This window comes from Streptomyces endocoffeicus, assembly GCF_016741935.1.
GTDB classification, from domain to species: Bacteria; Actinomycetota; Actinomycetes; order Streptomycetales; family Streptomycetaceae; genus Streptomyces; species Streptomyces endocoffeicus.
In genome coordinates, this window is sequence record NZ_JAERRG010000022.1 from 62,470 (window position 1) to 74,581 (window position 12,112).

At 69.6% G+C, this 12,112-nt stretch carries 9 protein-coding genes and 1 pseudogene; 8 read left to right on the forward strand and 2 right to left on the reverse strand.

Annotated features, from left to right (window positions below; translation table 11 throughout):
* The first annotated feature begins 177 nt into the window (after positions 1-177).
* Positions 178-1,014, forward strand: a complete 837-nt coding sequence (locus tag JK364_RS38735; RefSeq protein WP_182467671.1) for an HAD family hydrolase — start codon at positions 178-180, stop codon at positions 1,012-1,014.
* Between the two features lie 437 nt (positions 1,015-1,451).
* Here the strand turns inward: JK364_RS38735 and JK364_RS38740 are convergent, their stop codons facing one another.
* Positions 1,452-2,279 (reverse strand): Fic family protein, encoded by an 828-nt coding sequence (locus JK364_RS38740; RefSeq protein ID WP_201856102.1) that lies wholly within the window; start codon positions 2,277-2,279, stop codon positions 1,452-1,454.
* 102 nt (positions 2,280-2,381) lie between these two features.
* Here JK364_RS38740 and JK364_RS38745 point away from each other — a divergent pair, with 102 nt between their 5' ends.
* Positions 2,382-3,386, forward strand: coding sequence for an ATP-binding protein (locus tag JK364_RS38745; RefSeq protein WP_201856103.1), 1,005 nt, complete (start codon positions 2,382-2,384; stop codon positions 3,384-3,386).
* On the opposite strand, the gene JK364_RS38750 is transcribed toward JK364_RS38745, so the two are convergent.
* Positions 3,367-4,761, reverse strand: coding sequence for a polysaccharide deacetylase family protein (locus JK364_RS38750; RefSeq protein WP_201856104.1), 1,395 nt, complete (start codon positions 4,759-4,761; stop codon positions 3,367-3,369). The genes JK364_RS38745 and JK364_RS38750 overlap by 20 nt on opposite strands.
* Before the next feature lie 560 nt (positions 4,762-5,321).
* Here JK364_RS38750 and JK364_RS38755 point away from each other — a divergent pair.
* From JK364_RS38755 to JK364_RS55920, 6 genes and pseudogenes are all read left to right on the forward strand, one after another.
* A pseudogene (locus JK364_RS38755) lies at positions 5,322-6,395 on the forward strand (carbonic anhydrase); the annotation flags it as partial.
* Between the two features lie 114 nt (positions 6,396-6,509).
* Positions 6,510-8,471, forward strand: a complete 1,962-nt coding sequence (gene acs / locus JK364_RS38760; RefSeq protein WP_201856106.1) for an acetate--CoA ligase — start codon at positions 6,510-6,512, stop codon at positions 8,469-8,471.
* A gap of 275 nt (positions 8,472-8,746) precedes the next feature.
* Positions 8,747-10,138 carry a Na+/H+ antiporter NhaA gene (nhaA, locus tag JK364_RS38765; protein WP_201856107.1) on the forward strand — a complete coding sequence of 464 codons (1,392 nt, stop codon included), beginning with the start codon at positions 8,747-8,749 and terminating at the stop codon, positions 10,136-10,138.
* Between the two features lie 211 nt (positions 10,139-10,349).
* Complete coding sequence (locus JK364_RS38770) at positions 10,350-10,811, forward strand: phage holin family protein (protein WP_201856108.1); 462 nt, start codon at positions 10,350-10,352, stop codon at positions 10,809-10,811.
* Positions 10,808-11,734 (forward strand): alpha/beta fold hydrolase, encoded by a 927-nt coding sequence (locus JK364_RS38775; protein WP_201856109.1) that lies wholly within the window; start codon positions 10,808-10,810, stop codon positions 11,732-11,734. Before JK364_RS38770 ends, JK364_RS38775 begins: the two co-directional genes overlap by 4 nt.
* Before the next feature lie 143 nt (positions 11,735-11,877).
* Positions 11,878-12,081 (forward strand): hypothetical protein, encoded by a 204-nt coding sequence (locus JK364_RS55920; protein WP_075200444.1) that lies wholly within the window; start codon positions 11,878-11,880, stop codon positions 12,079-12,081.
* The last annotated feature ends 31 nt before the right edge of the window (positions 12,082-12,112 follow it).

Below are 12,112 nucleotides of genomic sequence, written 5' to 3' on the forward strand. Positions count from 1 at the left end.
GGACATGCGACGACCCCCGCCGGGGGGGAGAGCGGGGGTCGTCCCCACGGCCGACTCGGGGGGGGAGGAGTCGGGCCGGGTTAGCACGGTCGCGAACGATCCGTGACTTCCATGGTGTACCCGAGAGCCTTCTCAGGCAAACCCACGCGCCTGAGCTTACGCCGAATGGTGGGCCCTATGCTCGGCGTCGTGGAAAACCACTCCTTGCCTCGGACAGCTGCCTTCTTTGACCTGGACAAGACGGTCATTGCGAAGTCAAGCACTCTCACCTTCAGCAAGTCCTTCTACCGGGGTGGGCTGATCAACCGTCGGGCCGCACTGCGTACTGCCTATGCACAGTTTGTCTTCCTCGCCGGCCGCGCCGATCACGAGCAGATGGAGCGGATGCGTAAGTACCTCTCCGCGCTCTGCCGGGGATGGAATGTCCAGCAGGTCAAGGAGATCGTCGCGGAGACCCTGCACGACCTCATCGACCCCATCATCTACGACGAGGCCGCCTCGCTCATCGAGGAGCATCACACCGCCGGCCGCGATGTGGTGATCGTCAGCACCTCCGGGGCCGAGGTGGTCGAGCCGATCGGCGAGCTCCTGGGCGCGGACCGCGTGGTGGCCACTCGCATGGTGGTCGAGGACGGAGTGTTCACCGGAGAGGTGGAGTACTACGCCTATGGCCCGACCAAGGCGGAGGCGATCGCCGAGTTGGCGGAGTCGGAGGGCTACGACTTGTCGCGCTGTTACGCCTACAGCGATTCGGTGACCGATCTCCCGATGCTGGAGGCGGTCGGCCACCCCCATACGGTCAACCCGGACCGGGCGCTGCGGCGCGAGGCGGCGGCCCGCGGCTGGCCGGTGCTCTCCTTCAACCGCCCGGTGCGACTGAAGCAGCGCAGGCCCTCACTCTCCATGCCACCGCGCCCGGTGCTCGCCGTGGCGGCGGCCGTCGGCGCGGCCGCCGCCACCGCCGGGCTGCTGTGGTACACCAATCGGCGCCGCGCCCTTTATGCCCGCATTTAGGGGCAACGGCAAAGATCTGCGGTGAGGGGTTCCGATTGGCCTCTCGCAGGAGTACAAAGGAATCGACGGCCCGCGAGACCAGGGGTATCCGGGAGGAAACCCCCAGACGCCAAGGCCCCACGGACCGAGCACAGATGCTGAGCACCCACGCGACGTCGACCCGTCGATTACGGGCCAGCCGCACCAGGTGACGGGCAGAAGTTCCCGACCTGATGGGCGAATGAGATTGCACGCATGGTAACCCGGCAGCTGTGCCAGCGGCGGTGCCCACGTGGTACCGCCGCAACTCTTGTCCGGGGCCGACCCGCCTTGGTCCGTTGGTCCGATGTCAGACCGCACCGCACCGTCCCGCGCCAGCTCGCGCCTCTCCGATGTCAGACCGCGCCCGTCTCGCGCCAGCCCACGCGGCTCCAACGTCAGACCGCACCCGTCCCGCGTCAGGCCGCCCCGCGCTGCAGGGCCTCGCAGACCGCCGTGGACTCCCGCACCCCGAGCTCAACCGCCCGTCCGCAGTGCGCGATCCACACCGCCATCCCCTCCGGCGTCCCGGACGCATAGCCCTCCAGCGCCGCCATGTACGGCGCGGCACCCAGCTCCGCGTACCCCACCTCGGCCGGGCAGATGGACTTCGGATCGAGACCGCTGCCGACCAGCACGATCCGTTCGGCCGCCCGCGCCACCAGACCATTGCGGGAGACAAAGGGCCGCAGGGCGAGCAGTTCGCCATGCACCACCGCCGCCGTCACCAGCGCCGGAGCCTCGCTGCCCGCGAGCAGCAGCCGGGCCAGCCCATCGAGCCGCCCCGCCACCTCGTCCGCGTCCGGCAGCGGCAGATCGGACCCGATCAGCGGCTCGTCCACCGGCTCACCCGACTGCCGCGGGCGGCCGATCCGCTCGTCGCCCTCCGCCCCGCCCGCCGCGACCAGATGCAGCCGGGCCAGCACCCGCAGCGGCGACTGCCGCCAGATGCTCAGCAACTGCCCCGCCTCGGCGGTCAGCCGCAGCGCCGCCCCCACCGTGCGCGGCTCACCCTCGGCCCCGAAGTCGGTGCGGCGGCGCACCTCTTCCAGCGCCCAGTCCGCACCGGCCAGCGCGGCGGAGCCCCGCGCCCCGCGCAACGCCGCCTCGGAGGTGACCTCATTGCTGCGGCGGCGCATCACCCGGTGCCCATAGACCCGGTCCACGGCGGTGCGTACGGCGTTCACGGACTCGGTCACACCGGGCAGCGCGGCCAGGGTGGCGAGCGGATCAGCTGACGTACTCATGAGTACGACACTACGCACCTCACACCGGGCGCCCCTCGTTGGAGTGGTGTTCTTCACGTAAATCCCTCATGGTCCGGGATCACTCACCTACGCTAGGTGAACATGAAGATCGCTTTCGTAGGCAAGGGTGGGAGCGGCAAGACCACGTTGTCGTCGCTGTTCATCCGCCATCTCGCCGCCATCCACGCCCCCGTCGTCGCCGTCGACGCCGATATCAATCAGCATCTGGGTGTGGCGCTCGGACTCGACGAGGCGGAGGCCGCCGCGCTGCCCGCGATGGGCGCCCATCTCCCGTTGATCAAGGACTACTTGCGCGGTACGAACCCCCGGATCGCCTCCGCCGAAACCATGATCAAGACCACCCCGCCGGGCGAGGGCTCGCGGCTGCTGCGGATCGGCGAGGACAACCCCGTCTACCGGGCATGCGCCCGCACCCTGCCGCTCGACAACGGGTCGGTGCGGCTGATGGCGACCGGCCCGTTCACCGAATCCGACCTCGGTGTCGCCTGCTACCACTCCAAGGTCGGCGCGATCGAGCTCTGCCTGAACCATCTGGTCGACGGGCGCGGCGAGTTCATCGTCGTCGACATGACGGCGGGCAGCGATTCCTTCGCCTCCGGTCTCTTCACCCGTTTCGACATGACCTTCCTGGTGGCCGAGCCCACGCGTAAGGGCGTCTCCGTCTACCGCCAGTACAAGGAGTACGCCCGCGACTTCGATGTGGCGCTCCAGGTGGTCGGCAACAAGGTGCAGGGCCCGGACGACCTGGACTTCCTCCGCGCGGAGGTGGGCGATGACCTGCTGGTCGCGTTCGGCCACTCCGACTGGGTCCGGGCGATGGAGAAGGGCCGTGCGCCCCGGTTCGAGGAGTTGGAGGAGCCGAACCGCGAGGCGCTACGGACGCTGCGGGACGCGGTCGACGGCTCGTACGAGCGGCGCGACTGGCAGCGGTACACCCGTCAGATGGTGCACTTCCACCTGAAGAACGCGCAGAGCTGGGGGAACGCGAAGACGGGTGCCGACCTTGCCGCCCAGGTCGACCCCGCCTTCGGGCTGCGGGAGTTCGCGCCGGGGGAGAGTTCGGCGGCTACTCCCGCTCCCGCTTAGCCGTCCGCGTGTGGTGCCCGGACGTCCGCTCGTGCGCCGTTTCGCGATCGGACGTCCGCCCCGGCTCGGCGGCCAGGTAACGCTTCCAGCCACCCGGTGGCCGCATCCCGACGTCCAGCACCCGCAGTCTCTCCAGGACGCGGGGGTTCTGCGCGTCCAGCCAGTCGGCCAGCTGCTTGAAGGAGACGCAACGCACTCCCTTGCGCGGGCAGACCTTCTTGATGACGTCCTCCACGGCGCGCATATACGTTCCGCCGTTCCAGGACTCGAAGTGATTGCCGATGAACAGCGGCGCCCGATTGCCCTCGTACGCCCGGTCGAAGGCGGCGAGCATGCCGTCGCGCATCGGACGGCCCCAGGTGGAGCGCTTGGGCCGCTTGCCCTTCTTCTTGCGCGGCTTGTTGGCGAGGAAGTTGTAGTCCATGGAGAGCGTCTCGAACGCGCGGCCCGGCACCGGGATCTGCTGCAGTGGGAAGTCCCAGATGCCGTGGATCCTGCGGGGCCAGATCTGAAGCCCGCCGGGTGAGCTCGCGTCATAGCGCCAGCCCAGCTTCGCGGCCGCCCGGATCAGGTTCTTCTGCCCCTGGAGACAGGGTGCGCGACCGCCGGCGAGCTCCTTGCCGTAGTCGAAGGGGAGCGGCTTCTCGTGTTCCAAGCCCACGTTGGTCTTCCAGTTCTCGACGAACGACTCGGCCTGCTGGATCTCGCTGGTCCACTGGCGCGCCGACCAGGTGCCGACTCCGCGGCGGCGTCCGCAGAAGTGGCCGTTGAAGTGGGTGCCAATCTCATTGCCGTCCAGCCAGGCGCCGCGGAGCTGCTCCACCGTGGCCTTGATGCCCTCGACGTCGTTGAAGCCGATCGACGAGGCGCCGCGCCGATGCTTGGGCGGATCGTAGAGGTACCGCTTCTCCGCGGGCAGCAGGTACACCCCGCTGAGGAAGTACGTCATCGTCGCGCCGTACTTCTTGCCGACCGCGCGGAAGTGGGAGAACAGCTTCTTCTTGCCCTGGCCGGCGCCGTCCCAGGAGAAGACGACGAACTGTGGTGGTCTCTCGCCCGGTTCGAGCGGCTCGGTCTTCGGCTGATGGGGCTGGGGGCCGGTGTCGGAGGTCGATCCGTCGCCGATGAGGCGTACCGCCTTCGGAGCCTTGTCGGGATGGTTCGGCGCCCCCGGACCCTTCTGCGGGCTGTCCCTGTCATGGCGCGCGCCCGCGGTGCCGCCCGGTCCATGGGTGTGGGTGGAGTCTTCCGAGCAGCCGACCGGCGAGGAGAGCGCCACCGCCGCGGTCAGCAGTGCAGTGACGTTTCTTCTGGCTCTTCTGCCTCCCCTGGCCCTTTTGCTTCCTCTGTCCCTTCTGCCTCCCCTGGCCCTCATGCCGCCACCTCGCCCCTCGCGTCGCGCCCTGTCCCGGGAGACCCGGCCGGATAGGAGCAAATCTCGCATGGGCGGAGAAAAAGACAGAGGATGACAAGGCGTTTTAAATGACTATTCACCCTATAGGGGGAATACTGGCCCACTCTCCACCAAAAGACTTCCCAGCGACTTTACTCACCATTACGATTCATTTACCAACGCTTGGAAGTCAGTACCGCAGTACGCCGTGACCCACGGCCGCGCGCCTATCCGCGACCGAAGCCCCGGAGGAGACGGGAATGTTGAAGCTCTTGGACCGGATCCACCGGGTCTCCCGCCTCAGACACGGAGATCCCTCCGCCTCGGCCGCCCTCTTCCGATTCACCGTTCCTCTCTCACTGGGTATCGCCTCCGTCTCGCTGGGCATCGCATCGGCCTGCGGTGCCTCGCTCCGGGCCGGACTCATGGCCGCCGCCGCGGCCCTCGCGATCACCCTCCTCACAGCGCTCCTCCGATCCTCGGGCTCCGGGCGGACAGCGGGCTCCGGGCGGACAGCGGGTTCTGGGCGGACAGCGATTTCTGGGCGGGGGGCGGGCTACGGACATCCGGCGGCCGATGGACGGGCGGCGCGGCGGGTCGCGGAGACGGACGGCGCCCGGGCCTGCCGGCCGTGGACGCCTTGGCGTGATCACCACTGCACCCGCCCGGCCCCGGCGGCCGCAGGCGCCGGGGCGAGCGTCGCTGCCGGCGGGGACGCGGGCGGTCAGCTGCTCGGCGGGGTGAGCGCGTTCCAGCGCCATACGGCACCGCTGGTCCGCGATGAGCTGGCCCGGCTGGCGCGGGAGGGGCAGCGGCCCAGTCAGCTGTTCCTCACCTGTGCCGACTCCCGCCTGGTGACCAGCATGATCACCTCCAGTGGCCCCGGCGATCTGTTCACCGTGCGCAATGTCGGCAATCTGGTGCCACCACCGGGCTCCGATGACTCCTGTGACTCGGTGGGCGCGGCGATCGAGTACGCGGTGGAGGTGCTGAAGATCAGCAGCATCACGGTGTGCGGCCACTCCGGATGCGGTGCGATGCAGGCGCTGCTCGACTCATCGGCGCCGGTCCGCACACCGCCCCAGCCCGGGGCGTCCACCGGCGGGGGCGAGGCATCCGGCAGGGCCGAGGCACCCTGCGGCGGACCTGGGGCGCCCTCCGGCACGCCCGGGGCATCCTCCAACGGGGACGGGACGCCGCTGGAGCGCTGGCTGCGCCACGGTAGACCGGCGCTGGCGCGGATGGAGCGGATCGGTCGGCTGGGGCGCGGCGAGGTCGCCCTGTCGAGCCGGGCGGTGGCCGACGATGTGGAGCGGCTGGCGCTGGTCAATGTGAGACAGCAGCTCGACCATCTGATGGAGCACGGCTGTGTGGCACGGCGGGTGGCAGAGGGCGGGCTGGCGCTGCACGGCATGTATTTCCAGGTGGCGGAGGCCCAGGCGTATGTCCTGGACACGGGTACGGGGAGGTTTCTGCCCGTCCGCCCGGACCATGGCGCGCCGATGCCCGTCTGCCTCGCCACCACGGCGGCCCCCACCCGGCCCGGAAGGGGCCGTTCCGGCGTGGCGGAGCGGTGCGGCGACCCCGCCCAGGGCGCCCTGGAGCTGGGACGGTGACGCACACGACTAAAGGTCTAAACCAATTTTCGGCGACAGCCCTTGTCAGGGTGTGCCGTTGGCTGATGAGCTATGGCCTGGGACACAACGGACACCCTGGGAATGGGAGATGTCGTGAGTAACGAGAGCCTGGCCAACCTTCTTCGGGAGGAGCGTCGCTTCGCGCCGCCCGCCGAGCTGACCGCGAACGCCAATGTCACGGCCGAGGCGTATGAGCGGGCGAAGGTGGACCGCCTGGGCTTCTGGGCCGATCAGGCCCGTCGGCTGTCCTGGGCGACCCCGCCGACCGAGACACTCGACTGGTCGAACCCGCCCTTCGCGAAGTGGTTCGCCGACGGCAAGCTCAATGTGGCGTACAACTGCGTCGACCGGCATGTCGAGAACGGCCTGGGCGACCGGGTGGCGCTCCACTTCGAGGGCGAGCCCGGCGACACCCGCTCCCTCACCTACGCCGAGCTGCAGCGGGAGGTCTCCCAAGCGGCCCACGCACTCACCGAGTTGGGTGTCCGATCGGGCGACCGGGTCGCCATTTACATGCCGATGATCCCGGAGACCGTGGTCGCGATGCTGGCCTGCGCCCGCGTCGGCGCCCCGCATTCGGTGGTCTTCGGCGGCTTCTCGGCCGACGCCCTCGCCACCCGTATCCAGGACGCCGACGCCCGGGTCATCATCACCGCCGACGGCGGCTACCGCCGTGGCAAGCCGTCCGCGCTCAAGCCCGCCGTCGACGAGGCGCTCACCCGGCCCGGCACCGAGGACGTGCGCCATGTGCTGGTCGTCCGCCGCACCGGCCAGGAGGTGGACTGGAGCGAGGGCCGTGACGTCTGGTGGCACGAGATCGTGGAGCGCCAGCCGGAGCAGCACACCCCCGAGGCGTTCGACGCCGAGCACCCGCTGTTCATCCTCTACACCTCGGGCACGACCGGTAAGCCGAAGGGCATCCTGCACACCTCCGGCGGCTACCTCACCCAGGTCTCCTACACCCACCACGCCGTCTTCGACCTCAAGCCGGAGACGGATGTCTTCTGGTGCACGGCGGACGTCGGCTGGGTCACCGGCCACTCGTACATCGTCTACGGCCCGCTCTCCAACGGTGCCACCGAGGTGCTCTACGAGGGCACCCCGGACACCCCGCACCAGGGCCGCTGGTGGGAGGTCGTCCAGAAGTACGGGGTCACCATCCTGTACACCGCCCCGACCGCGATCCGCGCCTGCATGAAGTGGGGCGACGACATCCCGGCCAAGTTCGACCTCTCCTCGCTGCGGATCCTCGGCTCCGTCGGCGAGCCCATCAACCCCGAGGCCTGGGTCTGGTACCGCAAGCACATCGGCGCGGACACCACGCCCGTCGTGGACACCTGGTGGCAGACCGAGACCGGCGGCATCATGATCAGCCCGCTGCCGGGCGTCACCGCCACCAAGCCCGGTTCGGCCCAGGTCGCGCTGCCTGGCATCGACGCCACCGTCGTGGACGACGAGGCCAATGAGGTGCCGAACGGCCATGGCGGCTATCTGGTGCTCACCGAGCCGTGGCCGTCCATGCTCCGCACCATCTGGGGCGATGACCAGCGCTATCTGGACACCTACTGGTCCCGCTTCGACAAGCGCTACTTCGCGGGCGACGGCGCCAAGAAGGACGACGACGGCGACATCTGGCTGCTCGGCCGGGTCGACGATGTGATGCTGGTCTCCGGCCACAACATCTCCACGACCGAGGTCGAGTCGGCGCTCGTCTCGCACCCCAAGGTCGCCGAGGCGGCGGTCGTCGGTGCCACCGACCCGCAGACCACCCAGGCCATCTGCGCGTTCGTCATCCTGCGCGGCGGCGCGGCCGAGGACGAGGGCCTGGTCGAGGAGTTGCGGGCGCATGTGGCCAAGCAGCTCGGCCCGATCGCCAAGCCCAAGCGGATCCTGCCGGTGGCCGAGCTACCCAAGACCCGCTCCGGCAAGATCATGCGTCGTCTGCTGCGCGATGTCGCCGAGAACCGGGCGCTGGGCGATGTCACCACGCTCACCGACTCCTCCGTCATGGAGCTGATCCAGAGCAAGCTGCCCTCCGCCCCCAGCGAGGACTGATCCCAGCACCCGCGCCGAACGAACGAGGGGCGCTCCCGCCTGGCGGGGGCGCCCCTTCGCTGTGGCTGCTGCGGATCGCTGCCGCCGGTGGCCGTCACAGGCGGCCGTCACGCGCGGCCGCCGCAGGTCGCCGCCGCAAGTCGCCGCCGCAGGTCGCCGCCGCAGGTGGCTGTCGCATAAAAATTACGACAAGATGATGGGCAGGAGCGCCGGGAAGTCTGGTCGGCATACGCCACACGTGTATCCGCACCTCGACCCACCCAGGAGGCCCGCCCGTGGCCGCGCCCACCAGCCGCAAGTTTCTCGGACGCCTGTCGCTGCCCGAGCGGACGTTTGTCATCGACGCGCTGCGCACCGAGACCGTCGGCGGTGTGATCCTCCTGGTGGCCGCGATCGTGGCGCTGATCCTCGCCAACACCCCCCTCAGCGGCGTCTACGGCGACATCAGGGACTTCTCCTTCGGCCCCCAGGCGCTGCATCTGCATCTCTCGGTCGCCTCCTGGGCCACCGACGGCCTGCTGACGATCTTCTTCTTCGTCGCCGGTATGGAGCTCAAGCGCGAGCTGGTCGCGGGCGAGCTGCGCGACCCGAAGGCCGCCGCCCTGCCCGTGATCGCCGCCGCCTGCGGCATGGCCGTGCCCGCGCTCGTCTATGTCATCGTCAGCGCGAGCGGCGGCGGCAGTCTCAAGGGCTGGGCCGTGCCGACCGCCACCGACATCGCCTTCGCGCTCGCCGTCCTCGCCGTGATCGGCACCGCGCTGCCCGCCGCGCTGCGCGCCTTCCTGCTCACTCTCGCGGTCGTCGACGACCTCGGCGCGATCCTCATCATCGCGATCTTCTTCACCCAGCACATCAACTTCGTCGCCCTGATCCTGTCGGTCGCCGCGCTCGCCCTCTTCTGGCTGCTGCACCGCAAGGGCGTCCGGACAGCCTGGATATACGTCCCGCTCGCCGTGGTGATCTGGGCGCTGATGCACGCCAGCGGTGTGCATGCCACCATCGCCGGCGTCGCGATGGGCCTGATGCTGCGCTGCACCGTACGGGAGGGCGAGGAGCGCTCCCCCGCCGAGCGCGTCGAGCACCGGGTGCGCCCGGTGTCGGCGGGGGTGGCGGTGCCGCTGTTCGCGCTGTTCGCGGCCGGGGTGCCGCTCTCCGGCGGCGCCGTGGCGGATGTCTTCACCCGCCCGGAGACCCTCGGCGTCGTCCTCGGCCTCGTCGTGGGCAAGGCCGTCGGCGTCCTCGGCGGCTCCTGGTGCGCCGCCCGCTTCACCAGGGCCGAGCTGAACGAAGACCTGGCCTGGGCCGATGTCTTCGCCGTGGCCGCCCTCGCCGGAATCGGCTTCACCGTCTCCCTCCTCATCGGCGAACTCGCCTTCCCCGGCGATCCCACGCTCGCCGAGGAGGTCAAGGCGGCGGTCCTCATCGGCTCGCTGACCGCCGCCCTGTTCGCCGGGATCCTTCTCAAACTGCGCAACACCAAGTACCAGCGGCTGTGTCAGGAGGAGGAACGGGACGAGGACATGGACGGCATCCCGGATATCTATGAGCTCGACAGCCCCGCGTACCACCTGCGGATGGCCGCCATTCACGAGGCAAAGGCCGCCGAGCACCGGCGGCTTGCCGAAGTGGCTGCCGCGAACGAGTCCGGCGACGATGGTCCGGCATGATCTGAGAGGCTTGACACCCGCAGAAATGTGCAGAAGACGTAGCAAGCACTGACCACGTACCAAGCACGGGTGACGTACCAAGCACGGGCGGCGTACCGAGCACGGGTGACGTACGAAGCACAGGCAACGTACCGAGCACTGACGACGCGGCACGAGCACAAGACGCACAGGACACGAGCGGTAAGACGCACAAGAGCAGAGGGAGATGGCAATGAGCGCAGCCGACGACGGCGGCAACCGCAGCCTCGGCCAGCTGGTGGCGACGGCGACCACCGAGCTGTCGGCGCTGATGCACGACGAGATCGCGCTGGCCAAGGCCGAGCTCCGGGTGGGGGCCAAGAAGGCCGCGGTCGGCAGCGGCGCGGGGATGGCGGCCGGGGTGCTGCTGCTGTTCTCGCTGCCGGTGCTGAGTTTCGCCCTCGCGTACGGCATGCGCTCGTGGACCGGCCTCGGCCTCGCCTGGTGCTTCCTGATCGTGGGCGGGATCTACTGGCTGTTCGCCGGGATCCTGGGTCTGCTGGCGCTGCTGAAGTTCAAGAAGGTGAAGGCGCCGAAGCGGTCGATTTCCTCGTCCAAGGAGACGGCCGCCGTACTGGGGAGCGTCAAGCCGCATCCGCGTGCCGCGAGCAATGGCGGACGCCCCGCGCCGGATGTGACACGCTCGTCGGCATGACCGTCCCTGATACCTCCGCGTCGGTCGTACGGCTCGACGGCCCCTGGACCCACCGGGATGTCGCGGCCAACGGCGCGCGCTTCCACATCGCCGAGCTGGGTGACGGCCCGCTGGTGCTGCTGCTGCACGGCTTTCCGCAGTTCTGGTGGACCTGGCGGCACCAGCTGCCCGCGCTCGCCGAGGCCGGCTACCGCGCGGTCGCGATGGATCTGCGCGGGGTGGGCGGCAGCGACCGTACGCCGAGGGGCTACGACCCGGCCAACCTCGCTCTCGACATCACCGGTGTGATCCGCTCGCTGGGCGAGCCGGACGCCGCGCTCGTCGGCCATGACCTGGGCGGATACCTGGCGTGGACGGCCGCCGTGATGCGGCCGAAGCTGGTGCGGCGGCTCGCGGTGGCCTCGATGCCGCATCCCCGACGCTGGCGCTCGGCGATGGTCGCGGACGTCAAGCAGAGCGCGGCCAGCTCCCATATCTGGGGCTTCCAGCGGCCCTGGCTGCCCGAGCGCCAGCTGGTCGCGGACGACGCGGCGGCCGTGGGACGGCTGATCCGGGACTGGTCCGGACCGCGGCTGCCCGAGGACGAGACGGTGGAGGTCTACCGGCGGGCGATGTGCATCCCCTCGACCGCGCACTGCTCGATCGAGCCGTACCGCTGGATGGTGCGGTCGCTGGCCCGGCCGGACGGTTTCCAGTTCAACCGGCGGATGAAGCGGCCGGTGCGGGTGCCGACTCTGCATCTGCACGGCTCACTCGACCCGGTGACGCGCACCCGCAGCGCGGCGGGCTCCGGGGAGTATGTCGAGGCTCCCTACCGCTGGCGGCTCTTCGACGGGCTCGGCCACTTCCCGCACGAGGAGGACCCCCGGGCCTTCACCACCGAGCTGATCAACTGGCTGAAGGACCCCGAACCCGACCGCTGAGCGTCATCGGACGTACGCATTCCGACCACGTCCCCACGCTCGTGCGAACATCTGTTTTTCGAACAGCCAATTGCCCGGAGCATAGGCCAATTGCCGCAGCCACCGGCGATTACGGACCTTGGGTCAGGGGCACACACCGAGGTATGGGCTGGACGCACGACTACCGTGACGCACCAAACAGCCGCGGCCCCGAGGCCGCCGCTACTGCCAATGCCGCGCTGAGTGTTTCCGAGCGGGGCGGCTCCGGGCCTACCCAAGGCCATGACCCGAACATCGGGATTCCCCGCATCATCCGCCGCCGGGCCCGGTGGGTCTCGGCGCGACTGCGCCATCCACGCAGCCGCTAGCAGTATCTCGGGCGCGGCCCGGGGCCACAGC